This is a genomic window from Desulfosporosinus lacus DSM 15449 (genome assembly GCF_900129935.1).
Classification (GTDB): Bacteria; Bacillota; Desulfitobacteriia; order Desulfitobacteriales; family Desulfitobacteriaceae; genus Desulfosporosinus; species Desulfosporosinus lacus.
In genome coordinates this window covers 1-22,794 of record NZ_FQXJ01000035.1, presented here as the reverse complement: position 1 = coordinate 22,794, position 22,794 = coordinate 1, and the positions used below count along the sequence as shown (strand labels likewise).

At 38.8% G+C, this 22,794-nt stretch carries 19 protein-coding genes and 1 pseudogene; 17 read left to right on the top strand and 3 right to left on the bottom strand.

The window, feature by feature from the left end:
- Positions 1-6 precede the first annotated feature (6 nt).
- Both BUB11_RS25180 and BUB11_RS25175 read left to right on the top strand, forming a co-directional pair.
- Positions 7-2,136, top strand: coding sequence for an ATP-dependent helicase (locus BUB11_RS25180; protein ID WP_073033240.1), 2,130 nt, complete (start codon positions 7-9; stop codon positions 2,134-2,136).
- Between the two features lie 140 nt (positions 2,137-2,276).
- The gene (locus tag BUB11_RS25175) at positions 2,277-3,086 is read left to right on the top strand and encodes a methyl-accepting chemotaxis protein (protein ID WP_073033238.1); all 810 of its coding nucleotides are present in this window, start codon (positions 2,277-2,279) and stop codon (positions 3,084-3,086) included.
- Positions 3,087-3,208: 122 nt separating this feature from the next.
- On the opposite strand, the gene BUB11_RS25170 is transcribed toward BUB11_RS25175, so the two are convergent.
- Complete coding sequence (locus tag BUB11_RS25170; protein WP_073033237.1) at positions 3,209-4,093, bottom strand: pyridoxamine kinase; 885 nt, start codon at positions 4,091-4,093, stop codon at positions 3,209-3,211.
- Positions 4,094-4,202: 109 nt separating this feature from the next.
- On the opposite strand from BUB11_RS25170, the gene pdxR reads away from it, so the two are divergent.
- The 11 genes from pdxR to BUB11_RS25115 all read left to right on the top strand — a co-directional run bounded on the left by pdxR (position 4,203) and on the right by BUB11_RS25115 (position 17,753).
- The gene (pdxR, locus tag BUB11_RS25165; protein WP_073033235.1) at positions 4,203-5,597 is read left to right on the top strand and encodes a MocR-like pyridoxine biosynthesis transcription factor PdxR; all 1,395 of its coding nucleotides are present in this window, start codon (positions 4,203-4,205) and stop codon (positions 5,595-5,597) included.
- Positions 5,598-5,900: 303 nt separating this feature from the next.
- The gene (locus tag BUB11_RS25160) at positions 5,901-6,494 is read left to right on the top strand and encodes a DUF4352 domain-containing protein (RefSeq protein ID WP_073033233.1); all 594 of its coding nucleotides are present in this window, start codon (positions 5,901-5,903) and stop codon (positions 6,492-6,494) included.
- A gap of 291 nt (positions 6,495-6,785) precedes the next feature.
- Positions 6,786-7,373 carry a TetR/AcrR family transcriptional regulator gene (locus BUB11_RS25155; RefSeq protein ID WP_073033231.1) on the top strand — a complete coding sequence of 196 codons (588 nt, stop codon included), beginning with the start codon at positions 6,786-6,788 and terminating at the stop codon, positions 7,371-7,373.
- A 37-nt stretch (positions 7,374-7,410) separates the two neighbouring features.
- Positions 7,411-7,773, top strand: a complete 363-nt coding sequence (locus BUB11_RS25150; RefSeq protein WP_073033230.1) for a response regulator — start codon at positions 7,411-7,413, stop codon at positions 7,771-7,773.
- Between the two features lie 33 nt (positions 7,774-7,806).
- The gene (locus BUB11_RS25145; protein ID WP_073033228.1) at positions 7,807-9,903 is read left to right on the top strand and encodes a chemotaxis protein CheA; all 2,097 of its coding nucleotides are present in this window, start codon (positions 7,807-7,809) and stop codon (positions 9,901-9,903) included.
- Between the two features lie 89 nt (positions 9,904-9,992).
- Positions 9,993-10,484 carry a chemotaxis protein CheW gene (locus BUB11_RS25140; protein ID WP_073033226.1) on the top strand — a complete coding sequence of 164 codons (492 nt, stop codon included), beginning with the start codon at positions 9,993-9,995 and terminating at the stop codon, positions 10,482-10,484.
- 21 nt (positions 10,485-10,505) lie between these two features.
- On the top strand, positions 10,506-12,230 hold the full coding sequence (locus BUB11_RS25135; RefSeq protein ID WP_073033224.1) for a methyl-accepting chemotaxis protein: 1,725 nt from the start codon (positions 10,506-10,508) through the stop codon (positions 12,228-12,230).
- A 150-nt stretch (positions 12,231-12,380) separates the two neighbouring features.
- A complete protein-coding gene (locus BUB11_RS25130; RefSeq protein ID WP_073033222.1) occupies positions 12,381-13,199 on the top strand; it encodes a CheR family methyltransferase in 819 nt (272 codons plus the stop codon).
- A gap of 2 nt (positions 13,200-13,201) precedes the next feature.
- On the top strand, positions 13,202-14,224 hold the full coding sequence (locus tag BUB11_RS25125; protein WP_073033220.1) for a protein-glutamate methylesterase/protein-glutamine glutaminase: 1,023 nt from the start codon (positions 13,202-13,204) through the stop codon (positions 14,222-14,224).
- Between the two features lie 27 nt (positions 14,225-14,251).
- On the top strand, positions 14,252-17,347 hold the full coding sequence (locus BUB11_RS25120) for a PAS domain S-box protein (protein WP_084110560.1): 3,096 nt from the start codon (positions 14,252-14,254) through the stop codon (positions 17,345-17,347).
- A 13-nt stretch (positions 17,348-17,360) separates the two neighbouring features.
- Positions 17,361-17,753: a response regulator gene (locus tag BUB11_RS25115; protein WP_073033218.1), complete on the top strand. Its 393-nt coding sequence runs from the start codon at positions 17,361-17,363 to the stop codon at positions 17,751-17,753.
- A 2-nt stretch (positions 17,754-17,755) separates the two neighbouring features.
- Here the strand turns inward: BUB11_RS25115 and BUB11_RS25110 are convergent, their stop codons facing one another.
- Positions 17,756-19,492 carry an ABC transporter ATP-binding protein gene (locus BUB11_RS25110; protein ID WP_073033256.1) on the bottom strand — a complete coding sequence of 579 codons (1,737 nt, stop codon included), beginning with the start codon at positions 19,490-19,492 and terminating at the stop codon, positions 17,756-17,758.
- Between the two features lie 57 nt (positions 19,493-19,549).
- Here BUB11_RS25110 and BUB11_RS25105 point away from each other — a divergent pair.
- Positions 19,550-19,759 (top strand): annotated as a pseudogene (locus BUB11_RS25105) (hypothetical protein); the annotation flags it as partial.
- Positions 19,760-19,985: 226 nt separating this feature from the next.
- On the opposite strand, the gene BUB11_RS25100 reads toward BUB11_RS25105, so the two are convergent.
- Positions 19,986-20,561, bottom strand: a complete 576-nt coding sequence (locus tag BUB11_RS25100; protein ID WP_073033216.1) for a flavodoxin family protein — start codon at positions 20,559-20,561, stop codon at positions 19,986-19,988.
- Between the two features lie 182 nt (positions 20,562-20,743).
- Here BUB11_RS25100 and BUB11_RS25095 point away from each other — a divergent pair, with 182 nt between their 5' ends.
- The 3 genes from BUB11_RS25095 (at position 20,744) to BUB11_RS25085 (ending at position 22,231) form a co-directional block, all read left to right on the top strand.
- Positions 20,744-21,109, top strand: a complete 366-nt coding sequence (locus BUB11_RS25095) for a winged helix-turn-helix transcriptional regulator (RefSeq protein ID WP_073033214.1) — start codon at positions 20,744-20,746, stop codon at positions 21,107-21,109.
- A gap of 176 nt (positions 21,110-21,285) precedes the next feature.
- A complete protein-coding gene (locus tag BUB11_RS25090; RefSeq protein ID WP_073033211.1) occupies positions 21,286-21,603 on the top strand; it encodes a DUF2680 domain-containing protein in 318 nt (105 codons plus the stop codon).
- Positions 21,604-21,835: 232 nt separating this feature from the next.
- The gene (locus BUB11_RS25085) at positions 21,836-22,231 is read left to right on the top strand and encodes a rhodanese-like domain-containing protein (protein ID WP_073033209.1); all 396 of its coding nucleotides are present in this window, start codon (positions 21,836-21,838) and stop codon (positions 22,229-22,231) included.
- The last annotated feature ends 563 nt before the right edge of the window (positions 22,232-22,794 follow it).

Genomic DNA, 22,794 nt, shown 5'->3' with positions numbered 1-22,794 from the left:
GTTAATTTGGTAAACGAAAAGGAATTCTTTGCAGATATCGAAAAAAGCGGACTTAATTTAACAACACAACAAAAAGGGGCAGTCATCCATGATCAGGGGCCGCTATTGCTCTTGGCTGTTCCAGGCGCGGGAAAGACGACGGTTCTAACAGTTCGCATAGCTTACTTAATACGAGTAAAAAGGGTGGATCCCCGAGCGATTCTTTGTCTGACCTTCGGACGGGCGGCCGCAAAAGAAATGCGTGAGCGATATTTGGAAAGGTTTGGAGTTAAGGCTGACACGGAAAACCAAACTAACAAAGAAATTAAATTTTCAACAATCCATAGTTTCGCCTATGAAGTGGTTCGGTCAGCCTTTCGTCAAAGGGACACTCGGTTCGAGATTATTGAGGAACAAAAAGGCGCTGAAAGCAAGACAGGGGTCCTGCGTAGAATCTATGAAAAGCACAATGCTTCAGCAATTACGGACGAGCAACTGGAAGGGTTACAGAATATCATCTGTTATGTAAAAAACACTTTAAGGCAGCCTGAAGAGTTTAAGAAGGCAGATATCAAGAACTTCCCATTAATTTATAACGACTATGAGGAGTATAAGAGAAATAGTCAGCCAAGGTTGATCGACTATGATGACATGCTTTCCATTGCGTTCCAGGAGCTAAATGAAAACACTAAGTGTCTTGAGGCTTATCGCAAGCGCTTTGACTATATACTCACTGATGAAAGCCAAGACACTTCTCTTCTCCAACATAAGATCATTGAAATCGTCGTAAAACCTAAAGGCAATATTTTTGCAGTCGGGGATGATGACCAGAGCATCTTTGGGTTTAGAGCCGCCGAGCCGGAGTATTTATTAAATTTTGAACAAACATATCCTGGTGCAAAGATTCTGCGCATGGAACAGAATTTCCGCTCAACCCCTCAAATTGTGGACGCAGCCCGTGGGTTCATTCGTTCCAATAAGTTGCGTTTTGATAAAGAAATGTTCACGAAGAATCCTGCGGGAGACATACTTCGAATAGAGCACTTTACAGGAATAAGGGAGCAATATCAGTTTTTAGTCCATGAACTTAGAAGTAAAAAAGATTTGTCAAAGATAGGGGTGCTTTACCGCAATAATCTATCTGCAATTTGTTTGGCTGAAGAGTTAAGCAGGGCTAATATTCCCTTTTATATGAGAGAGGCAGGCAAGCAGAAGTTTTTCTCACACTGGGTTATAAATGATATTCTAAACTTTTTGCGCTTCTCTTTTAGTGATAAAAGCTTGCCAATCTTAGAGAAGATTTGGTCTAAGCTTAATTGTCATATTAGAAAGCAACAACTCGATTATCTTAAGCAAAGGGCAATTGACCGCTCAATCTTTGAGATCTTAGCAGAACAACCAGAGGTTACGTCAAAGCGTAAAAATGAGTATTTAGAACTCAAGAAACAATTTAAGGTGCTTAATATACTTCCTCCTGCAAAGGCCATCCGTTTTATCAGAAGCCAGTTGGAATATGATAAAGCGATTGAACGAATATGTGACTCGTTAGGGTTTTCTGAAGAGTATATCGGGAGTCTCCTGGATATTCTAATCTCAATTGCTCAAAATGAACCTGCCATAGTAGAATTTGCCAAACGCTTGACCTTACTAGAAGAGCAAATGAAGGTTTCTTATAAAAATAAGCACAGTAATGCTGTGACACTTTCAACGATGCATTCGGCTAAAGGATTAGAATGGGAACGGGTTTATCTGCTTGACCTCGTTGAAGGGGTTATACCTGAGAACGACCAACGTGGACAGAAAGAATTATTGGAAGAGGAAAGGCGCCTGTTCTATGTAGGGATGACCAGGGCTCAACAGCACTTAACCTTATGCTCCATGGATTATTATCATAATAAACATGTGAAGTCTTCTCGTTTTGTTCGCGAGACTTCTCTGGTTATGAAAGGGGAAAATCCGGAAGAAGTTATCCGAAAAGAAACTGCAAATATGACCAGTGATTTTGTTGTTGGTTTAGTAATAGAACATAGAACCTTTGGAGAGGGTATCATTGCGAAAGAGGACGGAAATATGATTCTGGTTCACTTCAAGGATGGTTCCCAGCGTTCCTTCATGAAAGACATCTGTGAAAAACAAAATCTGATATGGGCAGTTTAAGAACAGCGGTAAATATGAAACCTAATAAGATGATGGGCGGGAATGACTATTAACAGGTGTTTGTTGAAATTATCCGTTCTATAATTTACAATGAATATTGTGGCTTTTGTTTCAGTAATCTTAAACGTGGAGGAAATTAAGTGAAAAAATTCGAGGCTTACCAGATTATAGCTGAGGAAGTTCAGAAATTTTTTAATGTTGACGCTGCCGTTACACTTTTCGATACTGAGAAGATAGTTGCTTATTACCCGGGAAAAACAATTGATACTAGAGCCAAGCTTGGAAATGCACCTACGCCAGGCTCAAATGTTTTGGAAGCTCTTACGAGTGGACAACGCGTTGTACGACGGGTGTCGAAAGAAATTTTTGGAGTACCTTTTGTCGGTATCGCTCAACCGATCTTTGAAGAGTCAAAGATCGCTGGCTGCCTTGCTATTGCTTGTTCCCTTGAGCATTATGACAATCTTCTTATAACCGGTCAGGAAATCCTTGAGTCTGTGGTCACGATTTCTTCATCAGCTCACAATTTATCAGCTGCGACTGAAGAACTGGCGGCTACACTCAGAAGTATGGACTCAGAGATTGAACAGGTAAACAAGGAGATGCGCAGAACCAACGAATTAACACAGGAAATCAAGAAAATTTCCAAACAAAGTAAAATTCTAGGGATCAATGCGGCGATTGAAGCTTCTCGGGCAGGTGAGCATGGACGAGGGTTTAGCATTGTTTCAGAAGAAGTTAGGAAGCTTGCCACGGATACAGACTCCTCTACTCAAGCAATTGAAAGAAATGTCCAGGAGGTTCAATCATCCGTGGGGCTTTTAATTGAGGCTATTAAGCAACTAACGGAGGTAACCGAAAGTCATGCTAATGAAGTGACGGAAATTGCCAATAGTTTGGTAAGGATAGAAGATTTGGCCAAGCAACTCCTTAAAATGGGTCAGAATTAAACAGTCTAATACAGGCCTCGAATACACATACAGCGGGGGTATCCAGAATCTTGGATACCCCCGCTGTATGTGTATTCGAGACTAAATTTGAGCAAATGTTAGCCTCATCACCGGCTGTTCTTCTAAAAGTTTTCCGATTTGATTGTAACTTGATCAGTATATAACCCTAATTTCTTGATTAGATAGGGGATTGCTTTTTCAAAGCAGACGCCATATCTTTTTTCCAGTTCTGCTTTTTGAGTCAAACTTATGCACATATGAGTATAATCTACGGCTATTTGTGTTGCTTCTTCAAGAGGAAAATTATTTAAAAGCGCTGATAATAAGGCGCTCCCAAATACATCCCCTGTGCCATGAAAGTAACCGTCAATCTTATCATTGAAGGAATAACTAATCTTGCCTGTTTCGCTATTAAAGGCGGCTGCTCCTAATTTGTCTTTTTCAAACGTAACACCCGATAGTACAACCATTTTTGATCCCAGGGAAGATAGTTTTTTTAAGGTTGTTTCAATATATTCTTGTGAATAATTTTCCCCAATATAATCCTCATCTAATAGGAAAGCTGCTTCAGTCAAATTTGGGACGATAATATCTGCCTTAGCGCACAATTTGGTCATGCCCCTAGCCATTTCTGGCGAATAAATGGAGTACAAAACACCATTGTCTGCCATCACAGGGTCAACCATAACCAAGGTATCGTTACTTCTAAAAGTGTCAAATAGGTCTGCTACTAAGTCAATCTGTTCAAAGGAACCCAAAAACCCGCTGTATAAAGCGTCAAAATGTAAATTAAGTGATTGCCAATGATCTGAAATAGGTTTTATATCTTCCGTTAAATCTCTATATGTAAAACCTTCAAAACCGCCAGTATGAGTAGATAGAATCGCTGTAGGCAATACACTTGTGTCAAACCCTGCTGCTGAAAGAATGGGCAGGGCAACCGTAAGTGAACATCTGCCTACACAAGAGATATCGTGAATTGCAGCTACCCTCTTTTGTTTGTTCATAAACTAATAATCCTCCTTGACAATTAATATATTGATTATAGAATATATCTGTTACCTCTAAAAGTATCAGTTTTCAATATATGTATAGTAACAGTTTGGAGGGTGCCTTTTGATTACTTTGCCATTATGTACGAATAAAGCACCATTATATAGGCAAATTTATGACTGGTTAAAAGCTGAAATTCAGAGTAAGAATTATAAGCCTCATGATAGAATTCCTTCAAAGAGAAAACTATCTGAGCATCTTTGCGTCAGCATTAACACGATTGATACAGCATACAGCCAGCTATTAGATGAGGGATATATTATAGCTGTCCCAAAGAAGGGATACTTTGTTTGTGATATCGACGTATATCACAGAATAAATGTTACTCAGCAAGAAAACACTCTAAATATAAGTATGTCCAATCTCAAGATTGATTTTTCTCCCAGTGATATTGACCACCATGCATTCCCCTATAAAACATGGAGGAATATTTTTAAAAGTTGTTTTAATGAATTTGACCATAGCATTCTAAAGAGAACTATGGCGCAGGGAGATGTGAATTTAAGGCGAGAATTAGTTGCTTTTTTACATAGCTCAAGAGGGGTAAACTGTGATGAAAGACAAATAGTTATTGGAGCAGGAACCGAGAGTTCATTGCGTACCTTGAGCCTTGTCTTAAGCAATAATACTTCTATAGCTTTGGAAAACCCTGTTTATCGAAAGGCATATAAAACCTTTGAACACATGGGACATGCAATTTTACCTATACCTATAGATGACAGGGGAATAGAGATTGAACCTCTTAAAAACCTTTCTAATGTGGCGGTTTATGTGACTCCGTCCCATCAGTTTCCTCTTGGAATCAGCATGCCTATAGGCAGAAGGGTTGAGTTGCTTAATTTTGCGAATGAAGCGGATGGACGATTTATAATTGAAGATGACTATGACAGTGAATTCAGATATATTAGAAAGCCTTTACCATCCCTGCAAAGTATCGATCAAAATGGTAAGGTCATATATGTTGGCACATTTTCGACTTCAATAGCGCCATCCATTAGGATAAGTTATATGGTATTACCGTTAACATTGCTTAAAAACTACACTAAGATATGCACTGAATTCGGTTCTGAAGTATCGATTCTTGAACAAAGAATTGTCGCGAAATTTATTGCTGAAGGTAATTATGAAAAACATCTTAATAAAATGCGCAAGCTATATAAAGATAAAAGGGGGCACTTAATTAGAGAATTATCAATTTTTGGTAATGATATTAAGATTGTTGGTGAGAGCGCAGGGAGTCATTTGCTAATAAAATCAGCAATAAGTAAAAGTGAAAACGATATGCGAAAAGCTGCAACTGAAAAGGGTGTCAAGGTCTATCCTATCTCTGATTATTTTATTGGCCAAATGTTAGAGAAATATGAGAATACATTCTTATTAGGTTATGGCGCATTAAGTAAAATAGAAATATCAGAGGGCGTAAAGTTATTATACGATGCTTGGAATTGTGGTGATTGAGGGTTTTCACGGAGTTGCGTGAGAACCCATTTTAAATTCTAGGCATATAAGAATTTATTATCATAATATATTGTTATTATTACTATAGGTATAGATAATAGATGAGAACCATTAAAAAGAGGTCAGATTACTATAGTTACAAGGATAATTGAGATATATTTAACGGATCATCATATAAAAAATTAATGATACTATATTCTGGATCTATAGACAGAGGCGGATAGTTGTGCTAATATTCGCTTAACGAAGTATTGTCATCAGTTCCCTGTTGACAAACTATGAACCAAGAGGAGGACGAAGAACATGTGGAAACTAGCAGCATCACGTAAGACGGGAAGAAAACGCAGGTATTGCTCTCAGATTCAATATTGTTTGCTAGTCCTTCTAGTACCAATGCTAATCTTTCTACTAGGGGCAGGTGCCTTAACTACACAGGCACACACTAATTCGCCACAATTCCAGAAGCAACAAACCGCACTCATACCTCAGCAAGAGGCATATGCGTTGGGGGAGGCTTTTAAGATAGGAAACCTTCAATATAGAATAAACGATATCAGGACTTCAGACGTCAGTGGTTATGATAGGTCTGCAAGAGAAGATAATACGTACCTTTTTATAAATCTTACGATTGAAAATCAGGGAAGCACTGATATCGAGGTTAGAAGTATGATAGGGTTTAAACTTACAGATCTGTTTGGTAAAAAGCAAAACTCCAGCATAAAGGCTATTCCGGTCTTTAAGGATGCTATAGATGGGACAATTAAAGCTGGAGGAAGGATGACAGGTGAACTAGGGTATGAGGTATTAAACAGAACTCAGACTTTTAATTTAATGGTTATTCCTGATCCTTTAAGTTCTAAAACTGTAATTGCAAAGGTTCGTATCTTGATGCAGTGAACTAAGAACTTTTCGCAACTCAGGCTCCCCTCTAATGCACTATGCGATAGAGGGGGATTTTTTTATTGTTTCAGGGGATTTTTCCGCCAAAACGTTAATATTAAATTTAGCAGAAAAGTATGTTTCTATTTAATTGAATAGTCCGGAAAATTATCGGATATAAGTGAAAATTAAAGTAAAAAAAATATTTAAAACGAATTAAAAACTAATTGACAGAAAAATGTCGACCAAGTATTATGATTGTATATATAATAGGAGAGTAAATGTTTACTTTCGACGGAGGGGACGCTGTTGTCGAAACTGATACATACTAAAGAAAGCTTAATTTTATCGACGATTGAAGTTATTAGTGAAAAGGGTCTTCAGGGGCTTACGACCAGGGAGGTGGCGAAGAGGCAGGGTATCTCCGAATCAACCATATTTAAGCATTATAAATCGAAAAACGAACTGATTCTGGCGGTACTCGAATATTTTTCCCAATATGATCAGGCAATTATCGAATCATTAAAGCTTAGAGATTATACGCCGATCGAAGCAATTACTTATTTTGTAGAAGCTTACGTAACGTATTATGAAAATTACCCTGAAATAACTGCAATTACCCTATCCTGTGAGGGATTAATGTGTGAACCAGAGCTCAACGCTGTGGTTTATAATATTTTTATCAAAAGGTTTAATTCAGTCAAATCCTTAATTACGGAAGCTAAACATAAAAAAGTACTTGCAAAAGAAGTAGATCCAGGAAGTATGGCCGATCTTATTATCGGCTTAGAAAGAGCAAGTGTATTGAGATGGCGCATGGATAATTATAATTTTTCGTTAAAAGAGCATACTTTATCTGCTCTAAAAATGTTATTGGATGCTTTTGCATTAGGATAGGGTAAGTAATCCCAGTTAATATGAGGAGTGAAGTTAGATGAAAAAACTACTTATTGTTGATGATGCGGCTTTCATGCGGGTTTCCATTCGAAATATGCTCCAGAATCAAGATATTGAAATTGTCGGAGAAGCCGCGAATGGCTTAATTGCAGTTTCAATGTATAAAGAGTTGCGCCCTGATGTTGTGACCATGGATATTACCATGCCCGAAATGTCAGGTATTGAAGCTCTCAAGTTAATTAAAGCATTTGATCCTCAGGCTAAGGTAATCATGGTGTCATCCATGGGTCAGGAGGGGATGGTGAAACAAGCAATAATTAGTGGAGCAAAAACCTTTATTGTTAAACCTTTTAAGGAGGAATTGCTACATAAAACGATTTCCAAAGTGTTGGGCGTATAATAGGTAATTCCAAGTCAAAAGGGGGTGATTAAATTGACTGACCAGTATCACAATGAGCCCATGCTGGAGCTCTTTATATTTGAATCAATGCAACTGATTGAGCAAATGGAGCAATTAATCATTGCCAATGAGAAGTTTGAATCCTACGATTCCGATGCAATCAATGAGATTTTTCGGATAATGCATACAATTAAAGGTTCCTCAGCAATGATGCTTTTTAATAATATTTCTACCTTAGCCCATTCTATGGAGGATGTATTCTTTGTTCTGCGTGAAGACAAGCCTCAGAATATTGATTCCTCTCAATTATCAGATTTAGTGCTTGAGGGTATTGATTTTATCAAAGTGGAAATTGCAAAGATCAGAAATGGAGATGAAGCGGAAGGGGATGCTGCTGCCTTAATTGAGAGTTTGCGAATCTTTCATGCCACCATTAAAGCTCAGAATTACACGGTTAGTGATCAAGAAATAAAAGATACAGCAACTTCACAGGGAAATTCTGCCCCCAAGAAGCAGCAATATTATATAAGTAAAGTAAGAACAGAACCTCAATCCTATAGTAACTCATTTCAGGCCACTCTTTATTTTGAAGAAGATTGTGGAATGGAAAACCTAAGAGCGTTTGGGGTGGTTAACGATCTGGGGGATCTTGTTAAAGAATACTACCATATCCCGGAAGATCTAGATCATGAGGACAGTGCAGAAGTTATTCAGGAACAGGGATTTACACTGTTTTTTAAAACGGATCGCTCTTTGGAAGAAATCCATCGAACTCTGAGCCAGACAATCTATTTAAAGGACCTTCAACTAACACAAGTCAAGAATAGTGAACCATTTGACGATCTTCATGAAGAAAGGAAAATCTTATTAAACGACAGTGCTAAAATTCCCGCCTCTTCGTCTCGTGAAGGTATAACGAATGATCAAAAAGAAAGCTATTCTTCAGCATCTCAGCAAAGTATTATAAGTGTCAGTGTAGCCAAGTTAGACCAGTTAATGGATCTGGTTGGGGAAATGGTGATCGCTGAAGCGATGGTGACTCAAAATCCCGACCTTAAGGGCTTGGAACTTAATAACTTTGAAAAGGCAGCCAGACAACTTAGAAAAATCACCAGCGAGTTACAGGATACTGTCATGTCTGTGCGCATGGTGCCTTTAACAGGTACGTTCCAAAAAATGAACCGTACAGTTCGCGATATGTGCAAAAAGCTCAACAAGGATGTTAGACTGGAGTTGATTGGTCAAGAGACCGAGGTGGATAAAAATATTATTGAACATATTTCGGATCCCTTAATGCATCTTATTCGCAATTCGATTGATCACGGGATTGAAATGCCCTCAGATCGAGAAATGAAGGGGAAACCCCGTTGGGGAACGATTATCTTAGAAGCAAAAAATGCAGGAGGGGATGTCTTAATCATTATACGTGACGATGGAGGAGGCTTTAATAAAGCTAAAATCATGTCCAAAGCACGTGAAAAGGGATTGCTTCAAGTTCCCGAGGACGAAATCACAGATAAGGAAATCTATAACTTAGTTTTTTTGCCGGGATTTTCAACGAATGAGACTGTTACAGAGTTTTCTGGACGCGGGGTTGGAATGGATGTCGTGGTTAAAAATATTGAAGCAGTAGGGGGAGCAATTACGGCGGATAGTGTTCCCGGAAAGGGAACCACCCTTACTCTTAAAATTCCACTAACCTTGGCTATCATCGATGGTATGAATATTAAAGTGGGGGATTCGCGTTATACCATACCGACAACCGCGATTAAGGAATCCTTTAGGCCAAAAACTACGGATATCATTGTTGATCCGGATGATAATGAGATGATAATGGTCAGAGGGCAGTGTTTTCCTATACTCCGCTTACATAGAAGGTATCATGTCAATACGCTTGTTACTAATTTTGCCGACGGAATCATTATTATGGTAGAACAGGATGATCAAACTCTTTGTATCTTTGCAGATGAGTTAATCGGTCAGCAGCAAGTTGTCGTTAAATCACTTCCTGCCTATATTAAACATACCAAGAAGGTCACAGGACTCGCAGGGTGTACTTTATTAGGAGATGGAAGTATCAGTTTAATTCTTGATATTGCGGGGCTGTTCACTGTCAAGAAAACCGGGTAATTTACTCGTAACTAATCTCCTTGAGTCGGCCATCAACAGCAAGGATAAACGAGAATGGGGTTAGTTCTCAGGCGGAAAGGATAGATTGCATGTCAGAGAATGAGGCAGTAGACAGTGAAGATCAAGTTGAAGACACGCAAAAGGGTAAATTCCTCACATTTTGTTTAGGGAATGAGTTTTATGGAATTGAGATTAAATATGTAACAGAGATAATTGGGCTTCAGCCTATCACGGAAATTCCGGAAATGCCTGAGTATATCAAAGGAATCATTAATTTGCGGGGAAAGATTATTCCTTTGATGGATGTAAGGTTGAGGTTTAGAAAGCCTTTCAGAGAATATAACGATCGGACATGCATTGTAGTCATTGATATTAGAGAAATCCCGATAGGTCTTATCGTTGACAGTGTTTCTGAGGTGATCTCAATTTCGGATGAAGAAATCGTTTCTCCGCCAAGTCTGAACAAAGAAGGAAATAAATATATCAGAGGTATAGGCAAGGTGGGGAACGATGTAAAACTTCTTTTGGATTCTGGTAAACTCCTGACCGATTTGGAAATTGAAAATCTAGAAAATATTTAAGTAATAGGGAGGAAAGGGTTCATGAAGTGGTTTTATAATATGAAAATCGGTGCAAAAATAATTAGTTCTTTTGTTCTTATAGCTATCTTAGCGGGGGTTGTTGGTGTTGTTGGCATAATCAGCTTGAAGAATACTACAGCCAATTTCGGCAACCTGTTTAATGTATATGGCATAGCTACTGCTGACGTAGGAGAAGTCGGTTTAGCCTTCCAAGAAGAACGGAGTCTCATTAGAGATGTGCTTTTTCATAACGCAGATTATTCAAAAAGCCTCAACACGTTGAAAGAAAAAGACGCTATTATTGATGACGGATTAATAAAGATGGGAAAAAACATGCAGACGGATCAAGGGCGTGAAGTTTTTAAAGTATTGTCTGATAATCTAGCAAGCTATAAAGAAGCCAGAAATAAGGTTTTCCAATTAGTCGAAGCGAATCAAAACGAGCAAGCCATTGCTTTGTTTTACGGAGAAGCCTCTGCTCCAACTGTTAAAGTACAAGAGGCGATTGCTATACTATTTCAATTAAAAATTGATGGCGGCTTGGATAAAACTACAGAATATGGCGCGACAGCCAATAGTACTATTCAAGTAATGACGGCAGTTGTTGTTATAGCGGTTATCATTGCTATCATTCTCGGAGTATTTATATCAAGAATTATCAGCAAACCAATTAGTGAACTTGTCAGTGTTGCAGAGAAGATTGCGGATGGAGACTTAGATGTAAGCATTCGGGCTAACACAAAGGATGAAATTGGTATTCTGTCATCAGCCTTTGAGCGTATGTCGACTAATCTTAATGAGGTGATGACAAGCTTCAATACCGCATCCGAACAAGTAGCATCCGGGTCTAGACAGGTATCTGCTTCTAGTATGGCTCTCTCCCAAGGTGCAACTGAACAAGCCAGTTCTATCGAAGAACTAACAGCTTCCATCGAAGAAATATCCACACAAACCACGCTAAACGCCCAAAATGCCAGTCAAGCGAATGAGCTTGCCGAGGCGGCAAGACAAAATGCCATTCAAGGTAATCAGCAGATGAAAGAGATGCTTCAAGCTATGGAAGAGATCAATGAAGCTTCTGGAAACATCTTCAAGATTATTAAGGTAATTGACGAAATCGCTTTTCAGACCAATATTTTAGCTCTAAATGCTGCCGTCGAAGCCGCCAGGGCGGGTCAACATGGTAAAGGTTTCGCCGTGGTTGCGGAGGAAGTAAGAAACCTTGCTGCACGTTCTGCAAATGCCGCTAAAGAAACAACTGCCATGATTGAAGGTTCTATGAAGAAGGTGGAAGGCGGAACTAAAATCGCTAATGATACCGCACAAGCACTTAACAAAATTGTTGAAGGGGTTAGTAAAGCAACTAACCTGGTGGCAGACATCGCGACTGCATCCAATGAACAAGCTTTGGGAATTAATCAAATCAATCAAGGTATCATGCAGGTCTCAAGCGTGGTTCAAACCAATTCAGCTACTTCGGAAGAAAGTGCTGCCGCAAGTGAGGAACTCTCAAGTCAAGCAGAACTGTTAAGAGATCAAGTAAATAAGTTTAAGTTGAGGAAAATCAATGGGTCCTCCTATAGCGGATTAGAAGACCTTAACCCAGAGGTATTGCAAATGCTGGAAGATATGTCCCGGAAGAAAAGGTTCAATAATAATTTTGATAAACAAGGATATTCCGGAGCTGGGGTAACAAACAGTTCATCTCAAATTTCTCTAAGCAATAACGAATTTGGAAAGTACTAACTTCAACTAAAGTTATATTTAAAAAATGTTCAGGTTTGTGACAGAGGTGGTAGACCTTGTTGCAAATATAGTTTTTAAAAAAGGAGAGCCTTAAGGGCTCTCCTGAAACTAATACAGCGAAATTGATTAAGAAGGAGGTGTAATAATGCTATGCTTTCAATAACAGACCAGGAGTTTAAACAACTAGCTGAGTATATTAGAGTAAATTATGGTATCTTTTTGAAGAAGGAAAAACAAACTCTTTTAATGGGCAGGCTTAGTAATGTATTGATAGAAAAAAACTTCCAAAATTTTAATGATTACTTTCATTATGTTGTAACTGATCGAACCGGGGATGCAATCGTAACGCTCGTTGATAAAATAACAACTAATCATACCTTTTTCATGCGTGAGGTCGATCATTTTTTCTTTTTCAAGGAAAAAGTACTCCCTAATCTCATTAGCAGGTCAAAGGAGAGAGACTTACGCATATGGAGTGCAGGATGTTCTAGTGGTGAAGAACCATATACCTTAGCAATGATCATTGACGAGTTTCTTGGTGTGGATAAAAAATGGTGGGATGCAAAAATTCTAGCCACAGATATTTCCAGTAAAGTTTTAGATATTGCCATTAACGGGATTTATGATAACGAGGGAATTGCCACACTGCCGCAGTCTTGGAAACTAAACTATTTTGAGAAACTAAATAATGACAAATATGTCCTAGTTAATAAGATTAGGAATGAAGTAATATATAGGAAATTCAATCTCATGGATGTCGTTTTCCCTTTCAAAAAGAAGTTTCATACAATTTTTTGCAGGAATGTCATGATCTATTTTGACAAGGATACAAAGATGAAGTTAGTAAAGAAGTTCTACGATTCGACTGAGCCTGGTGGATACTTGTTTATTGGGCATTCAGAATCTCTCGATCGGAATGAGACAGAGTATAAGTATATCATGCCGGCTGTCTACCGAAAGGAACCTTGAACATGAGAAAAATAAAAGTGTTAGTTGTCGATGATTCTTTGGTTTTTAGAGAAGTATTAGCAAGAGGAATTTCTACTGATCCTTATATTGAGGTGGTAGCTAAAGCAGTTGATCCCTTCGATGCCAGGGATAAGATCCTAGAATATTCACCTGATGTCATGACCTGTGATATTGAAATGCCGAAAATGAACGGGATTGAATTTATAAAGAGACTTTTACCCCAATATCCGCTGCCTGTTGTTGTCGTTAGCTCGGTTAGTATGGCTGTCTTCGAGGCGATGAAAGCAGGAGCTGTAGATTTTGTGACTAAGCCTAATGTTCAATCAGTTCAAGATGTTCATGGGTTTATTCATGAATTAATCCAGAAAATAAAAGTAGCGGCAAACGCAAAAGTTTCCAGGTTGTCCACACAGAGCAAAACGAATATGGTGGAGGAAGGCGCTTCAATGGAAGGGAGTCTCATAGCCATTGGTGCATCAACAGGAGGAACAGAGGCAGTTTTCAGGATTTTAAAAGATTTGCCTACTCAAATGCCCGGTATCGTCATTGCCCAACATATACCTCCGGTATTCTCCAGAATGTTTGCTGACAGGCTTAATAACTCAACTCAAATGCAAGTCAAGGAAGCTGAGACGGGTGATTATGTGGATCAAGGAAGTGTACTGATTGCCCCCGGCGGACAGCATATGCGGCTAAAGAAGTTCGGAAATCGATACAGAGCAGAGTGTTTCGAGGGTGAGAAAGTGAATGGACACTGCCCTTCGATCGATGTTCTCTTTGAGTCTGTGGCAAAGGAAGTTGGTAAGAGTGCGATCGGCGTTATTCTGACGGGTATGGGGTATGATGGTTCAAAAGGGTTGCTCAGTATGAGAAGAAGGGGCGCAAGAACTATTGGACAGGATGAACAAACATCGGTAGTTTATGGTATGCCGAAAGTTGCCTTTGAAATCGGGGCGGTGGAAAAGCAGGTCTCTCTTGATACTATGGCCCAAGCCCTTGTATCAATCTTAGGAAATAGAGATTGACAATTTATCATAAAGGGGGTGTTGAGGATGGACATGAACAAAGAAAAGACGGACTCAAACAACTTTGAACTAATTTTCAATACCACTCCGATAGGAATGTTTTTACTGAATGAATATTCGTTAATTGAAAAGGTAAATATTGCTGGGTCAGAGTTTTTGGATCACAATCCCGAGAATGTTTTCGGTAAACGTATTGGCAATGGACTTCATTGTTATGGCAGTACAGAAAATATTAAGGGGTGTGGCTATGGGGTACAATGTCAATCATGTCAATTGAGATTGGCTGTTGAATTAGCCTTTAAGTCAGGACAACCTATAACCCAGTTGGAATACAGTAAAGTTTTGATACAAAATGAAAAAGAAAAGAAATTTTGGTTCAGGGCAAGTATTACCCCAATAATGAACGTGGGCAAACCCAATATGGTCATAGCCTTGGACAATATTACAAATAGCAAATTAGTCGAGGATACAGCAAAAAAGTATCAAGTTCTTTTAGAACAAGCACGCGATATAATTATATTTTTAGATATGGGAGGAAACATATTAGAAGCCAACACCGCCGCGGTCCAAGCGTATGGTTATACGAAAGAGGAACTTCTATCATTAAAGGTCTTTGATATCCGAGATCAGCATGACTTTACTTTAGAACAAATGAGACAGGCGGGGAATCAAGGGATTTTATTCGAGACTTGCCATATTCGCAAAGATGGCAGTGCCTTTCCTGTTGAGGTAAGCATTTATGGTACTTTTATCGAAGACCAACCAGTCTTGGTAAGCATCATTCGGGAAATAACTGAACGTTTACGGGTAGAAGATCTATTAAGGGCTAGTGAAAAAAAGTATCGCAGTCTCTTCGATATAGCCTATGATGGTATCATACTTCTCGAGATTGAAGCGGACGAACCCCTAAAGACAAAAATTATTGACGTGAACAAGATGGTATGTGAGAGAACGGGATACAGCAAAGAAGAGTTTCTCAATCTCAAGATTGCTGACTTTTGCAGAGAAAAAGAAGAGCTTTTCAAAACTATTATCAGTGAAGTGACTGCTAAAGGGCAATACAGGTTTGAGAGTACTTACTTTACTAAAGATGATGAAGAAATACCAATTGAAGTTAACTCTCAGCTTATCGAGATGGACGGGAAGAGATGCATTTTATCGTTTGCTCGAAACATCGCTGAGCGAAAGAAAACACAAATTGAATTGCTCAAAAGCGAGGAAAAACAAAGACTTTTGTATGAACGATATCGTTCGTTAATTATAAATATGCCCGACAGCTTTGCTCATAACAAAGTAATCTATGATGAAACCGGAAAACCCATAGATTATGAAATCCTGGAGATTAATGAAGCATATGAAAGAATATTTCGAGTATCTCGCAAGGAAATTATTGGCAAGAAATATTCGGAGCTTTTTTCTGGCGAAGATCCTCAGTTATTCGACCAAAGGATGGCTGAATATGGGGAAGTTGCATCAACAGGACTTCAGCTCGCTTTGCCAATTTACTATTCAGCTTGGAGTGAGCGTTGGTTTTCCGTGAAACTATATAGTCCTGAACCCGGTTATTTCGTCTCACTTATCACAGATATGACAGAACGCATACATGTAGAAAACGAACTTCAGCTAGCAAAGAATAAAGCAGAAGCTGCTAATCGTGCAAAAAGTGAATTCCTAGCGAATATGAGTCATGAAATTCGCACCCCTATTAATGGAATCGTAGGGATGATTGATTTGACACTATTAAAGAATATAAGCCAGGAACAGCGAGGTAACCTTGAAATCGCTAAAGACTGCGCAGATTCCTTACTGACAATCATTAATGACATTCTTGATTTTTCTAAAATCGAAGCAGGTAAATTAGTGATAGAAAAAATAGGATTTAATATCCCTGAATTATTGGAATTAACGATAAAAGCACATTTGCCCTTAGCTATGAAAAAGAAGCTAACCCTATGTTGCGACTGCTCCAATGCGATCCCGCAAACTTTGATAGGGGATCCCAACAGGCTTAAGCAAATATTAAACAATCTTTTAAATAACGCTTTAAAATTCACTAAATTCGGAGGGGTTGTTCTTTCTGCTAAAGAACTAGAAATAACAAACGAAATGATAGAGATTCTATTTTCCATTTCGGATTCAGGTATTGGTATATCACCCCATGAACAAACTAAGCTCTTTAAGAACTTTAGTCAGGTGGATGGTTCAATTACAAGAAAGTATGGTGGTACTGGTCTAGGTCTGGCGATTTCTAAGCAACTCGTACAGATGATGGGCGGAACCATATCAGTGGAAAGTCAAGAGGGGAAAGGGAGTACTTTTAGCTTTAGTCTAAAGTTCATGCGATCTGGCAAACTAAATTATCCGACACAAGACACCTGCACCATCCATTCTATGAGACCATTGAGAATACTCATTGTAGAGGATGATAAGGTCAGTTTAACGGTCTTATCTTTAATGCTCAAAGAAAAAGGGCACTTTATAGAATCTGCCACGAACGGGTTGGAAGCTTTAGCATTGCATGCTGAAAATCAGTACGATGTAATTTTCATGGATATTCAAATGCCGATAATGGACGGGATCGAAGCGACTGCCAAAATCCGTGAGAAAGAGGGAGAGAATCAACATACTCCTATCATCGCTTTAACAGCCTATGCCCTTGCTGGAGATCGAGAAAAATTTCTAGCCTGTGGACTGGATGAGTATATGCCCAAACCTATCAGGATGGGTAAATTATTCTCCCTGTTAGAAGAGGTGGTGAATCGAAATATCTCAGCAGATAAACTGCACGCTGTGCCTAAACATGAGGTAAGGATTAGTGAAGATGGAGTAGTACTGAATATTGATTCTGAGATGCCCTTGGAATATGATAAAGATGCCATTATCATAGAAGTTTCACGAGATATTGAGGAACTTCGATTTGCACTAAGCTATGAGGATATTAATCTCACTGAAGAAATTGCACATAAAATTAAACATAATTGTAACTTGATCGAAGCGGATGACCTTAAAACTTTAGCGTTTAAAATTGAATTGGCCGCCAGACGCGAAAACCAGGAGGAAGCGAATAAATACGCTCAAAGTCTAAAAAGAGAATTTGAAATTTATTTATGCCTAAATAATTGAGAGGGTGAAAAAGATGAAGATTTTAATTGCGGAAGATGATTTAGCTAGTCGGCGGTTCTTGTCAAAATTCCTTGGGCAGTATGGTGAAGTGGATTTGGTAGTTGATGGGTTGGAAGCGCTTGACGCATATTTGTTAGCAATTAAGGAAAAGGCTCCCTATGATTTAATTTGCCTGGATATTATGATGCCTAAAGTAGATGGGGTTAAAGTATTGAAGGCCATCCGCGACTATGAGACTAAACAAGAGTTTGCATCTGAACAGCGGGTAAAGGTCATTATGACGACAGCTTTAGCAGAAACTGATTATGTTAATCAGGCTTTTGAAATCGGGTGTGAGGCTTATGCCGCTAAACCAATCGATACAAATAAAATGTTAGAGGTCATCAAGAAACTGGGACTGATTTAGCACTATTCCAAGCCTTCAAATTGCATATTATAGTAATGGGCATAGATGCCAGCCTTTTCGAGCAGTTGTTTATGACTGCCTCTTTCTTGGATGCCTTCATCGGTAACCACCACAATTTCGTCCGAGTTTTTTATCGTACTCAGCCTGTGGGCAATCACGATGGTCGTCCGATTTTCAGAGAGCTTTTCCAGAGAATTTTGAATGTAGCGTTCACTTTCATTATCTAGGGCTGACGTAGCCTCGTCTAAGATTAAAATGGGAGGGTTCTTTAAGAACACTCTGGCGATTGATAATCGTTGTTTTTGTCCACCAGAGAGCCTGACCCCTCGTTCCCCAACATAAGTATCATACCCCTCGTCAAGAGACAGGATAAACTCATGAATATTGGCTTTTTGGGCTGCCTCAATAATTTCGGCTTCTGAAGATCCGGCCTTGCCATAGGCAATGTTTTCTCTGATTGAGCCATCAAACATATAGACATCCTGCTGCACTATCCCGATAGCATTTCGTAAAGAATCTAGCGTCACGTCTCGGATATCATTTCCATCAATGGTTATTAATCCGGATGTTACATCATAAAATCTTGGCAACAGAGAACAGAAAGTTGTTTTCCCTCCCCCCGATGGTCCGACTAGGGCGATGTTCTTTCCTGCTTTTATGGTTAGACTCACATTATCTAAAACATTGGAATCATCGTCATAGCGAAAGGAGACATTCTTGTAATTAATTTCTCCTTTAACGTCTGTCAAAGGTTTAGCTCCTGCTTTGTCCACAATATCTGGCGCAGTCTCCAAAACCTCAATAAATCGTTTGAAACCAGCGTAGCCTTTTTGAAATGATTCAGTATAATTTATTAATACGTCTATGGGATTGATAAAGAGGTTGACATAAAGGACATAAATCGCCAGATCGGAAATTTTTAACGAACCATTGGCTATAAATACCCCCCCGGAAACAATGATCACAACATAGAGCAACCCTTCAAAAAAAGAATTCCAAGCGTGGAAATTACCCATCAATTTGTAGATTCTAATTTTAGAGTCCAAAAAATCGTGGTTGCTTTTTCTGAATTTTTCTCTTTCTACTCGTTCATTGGCAAAGGATTTGACAACTCGGATTCCAGATAAACTATCTTGCAGGCTGGAATTTACAGCGGCAATTTTCACCCTGCTATCTGCAAAGCTGGGAGCCATTTTAATGTTTTTGTAAATGGTGAAGACCACCATGACCAGCGTCACCACTAATAAAATCAGGGTCATTTTAATATTAATCAACATTAAGATACTAAAGGAGCCAATGATCTTTAGCGTGGAGATAAAAATATTTTCTGGCCCGTGATGAGCAAGTTCGGATATATCAAACAAGTCTGCGACCAATTTGGACATCATTTCTCCAGTATTGTTTCTATCATAATAAGAAAAGGATAACCGCTGAAATTGATTGAACAGATCTTTTCTCATATCGGTTTCCATCTTCGCGCCCATAATGTGTCCCCAGGAAATAATGAAATACTGGCAATAATACTTAATAACATACATAAACAGCAGGGCTATGCCGATAAATCCTATGGCTTGCAGAATTATTTCTTTATCTTGAGTAAATAGATTTTTAGCTAGATAACTAAGGATTTGTGGAAAGGACAGATCGATAATGGAAACAATCAAGGCACACATGATGTCGGCATAAAACAGGTATTTATAGGGTTTATAATATTTGATAAATTTCTTTAAAATAGCCATGACTAGGATACCACTCGCCTTTGCTTCGGATTTTGTTAGTATCAAACAACGGCTGCTTCTCTTTGGGTAGTATCAGCGATTGGTTTAGCAGCAGGAGCAGGCTTTTATTTCTCATCCTTTCTTGTAACGATCTTAGTTTTTATCACTTTAGAGCGTTCTATTGAAACCTATTTTTTCAAAGATAAGCAAGTTTTAAGCGTGATTGCTGTCAATAAAACTTGTGCAATCATTGCCGTATTGTTGGCAAAGCTCTCAGTAATTCATTAAACTGCATAACTCCATCTTTAAGTGTCCATATTATCACACTAGGTTGATTAATCAACCCTGAAGACAATTATTTGAGGTTTGATTTGTAGGGTATACCATAACACAAAGAAGAGACGTTTTAAGGCGTCTCTTCTTTGTTTATGGTTAATTCTTCGTTAGATAGTTCTCGATAGTATACTCAGCCATGCGATCTTGAAGTTTTCGCTGATTAGTTACCTCGCTTAATTTAGCGAACTTGCTTTAAAAGTTTAGCCATGTTTTTACCAAGGGTTTGAAAGGTCTGGATGCCTTCATTATCATTTTGAACATCGCCTGGATCACGGGATAAGGTCATATTCCAATAACTTGAACTGCAAATGACCATTTCGGCTATGCCAAAGAAGAAGTTAATAGCAGAGTAGGTAAAGGTGGATCCGGCTCTACGTACGGAAACGACCGAAGTTCCAACTTTTCCCCTTAATAAGGCACCTCCGTTAGACTTTGATACATAACCACAACGGTCAATAAGAGCTTTTACTTCCGTACTCACATTACTGAAGTACGTGGGGGAACCTATAATGATGCCATCTGCCTCTTCAATTTTCTGGATGAAAGTATTCATTTCATCGTCCTTGCGTACACATCGGTTGTTCATCATTTCGCTACATTTGCCGCAGGCCAAGCAACCAAAGACTTTACGCCCTCCCAATTGGACAATTTCAGTCTCAATTCCTTCTTTTTCTAATTCCGCTAAAACCATTTTTATGCTTTGCGAAGTATTGCCATTGACCCGCGGACTTCCATTAAAAGCTACAACTTTCATAAAACAAACACTCCCTGCTATTTAGCCTTGGTCATTGCCTGATATGATAATAAACGATATAATAATAGTTAGCAAGTACGTACATTTTCGTACTATAGTAACCAAATGTATACCGTGTTAGTTCGAGGGAGATTATACTTATACGAACTAAAGACTCTTGATAGACTAAGGAGTGAGACTTAATGATCAAGTTCAAGAATAATGAGTATCAATGTTCCATGGAATTGACGTTGGCCCTCATCGGTGGAAAGTGGAAAGCCCTTATACTCTGGCATTTAGGGGATAAAACCTTAAGATACAGTGAAATGAGAAAAGCTATCCCTAATGTCACACCCAAAATGTTAACTCAACAGCTTCGGGAGCTGGAAGACAGTGGTTTGGTCAAGAGATTGATTTATACACAAATCCCGCCCAAGGTTGAATATTCTCTGACTCAAGCAGGTCAGAGTCTCCTGCCTATTTTAGATACCTTGTGTAAATGGGGACAGAACTATGCTAATGATTATGAACAAAACGAGCTAGTATTAAAACTGACCAAAGAGGAATAGAAGGACCCCACTTCTATTAAAAGTGGGTGTTCCTTATTCTGTTTCGGTGACATAAGTCTCGATGTTCGGCCTTAGCTGAACGAGTTCAATTCGATCAAATATCAATAATAATAAACTATATTATTGGACATTCTAAGAATGTTTCCGGCAATAAAATGAATGAGGAGGTCTGGCATATGAGAAGACTGGCTGCAAGCATTTTGGCTTTGGCTTTGTTGGTTCTAAGCGCTGTGCCCGCCTTAGGGGCTGTTGATCAAGATAAATTGAAGGAGATTAAAGCTCTCACTCAACAAATGAACAGCATCAAAGTTCAGATTATTGATAAGGAAGTAGAGGCTGGAATCTTAGATCAAACAAAAGCCGATAAAATCAAGAACGCCATGCAAGAACGTCAACAAAGAATTGAACAAGATATCGACAAAGGCGAATTTCATGGTTTTGGGCAGAAAAAAGGCTGCGGCCGTAAAAACTCTAATGCTCAAAAGGCAGAGTAAACTCATTCACTAATAACCGATGTCGGATAACAACGGTAAGGGGCGAACTCCTAAGTAACGATAGGGGTTCGCTCCTCTTTTGGTCATTTAAGGAAATGCCTGCATTACCTCAGTCGTTGTTACAATACCAGATATTATTAATTGACAAAAATGGTATTGCATCATACAATTCCTTTATACCATAGGAGGGTATAGAGGGGTCTCGGCATTTCTTATTAGAAAGGGATAAAGTATGAACCAAACTATTACTATCGCTTTATTCGTGGGAGTACTAATAATCTGGGTTTATATCAAAAACACAGGGAAGATCAGTCACTTAAAAATTGCACCAAAAGAAGCAAAGAAGAGATTAGATACGGAAAAGGGGATCATTCTTCTGGATGTTCGAACTCAGGAAGAATTTCTGGAGAATCATATTCCCAAAAGTACTTTGATTCCTTTAAACATTTTAGCCCAGGAAGCTGGTCTAAAATTGCCAGACAAACAAGCCACGATCTTTGTCTATTGTCGGAGTGGGAGTCGAAGCAGAGCTGCTGTAAGGATATTATTGAAGCAGGGCTATGTTAATGTTTTTAACCTGGGTGGCATAATACACTGGCCGTTTAAAACAGTTTCTGGCAAGAAATGATGGATTTTATTAGATTATTTGAATAAGAAAGGAGGGTTGGCCATAATTATGCCAATCCTCCTTTTTTATCTTCTTTTATCATTTCCTAGACGGGGCTGTTGCAAAATTGAGCTAATTTAGCGAAAGATCTAAATTTCCCAAGGGTTGAAGTGTAGTTTTGCGTATAACCCGGTCGGGCTTGTACCAAGAATCATACGCGCGTAAGATTCTTGGTACAAGCCGAAGAGAAGGCTTTCACCCTTGGTCGAGATGCCCAAAAGCAAATCAGCCCCAAAGGCTTCACTATGCGTCCTCTCGGGCTGATTTTTTGTGCAGGTCATTTTCCAACGCTGTTTTGCAACAGCCCCGTTCCTTATTCTACTTCGGTGGGGGTAGACTCCCAATGTCATCAGGCTATCCTTACATAAATAGGAAATAGCCCTTTATAATTGCAAAAAATGTTTTAACAATAGCAAAAAACGCTTGACATTTCAAATCGGCCACCATAATCAGAGTGAATACCATTTATTGGTATATCAATTTGATAGTGGTGATAAGAATGATAGGAAAAAAGACATTTTTAG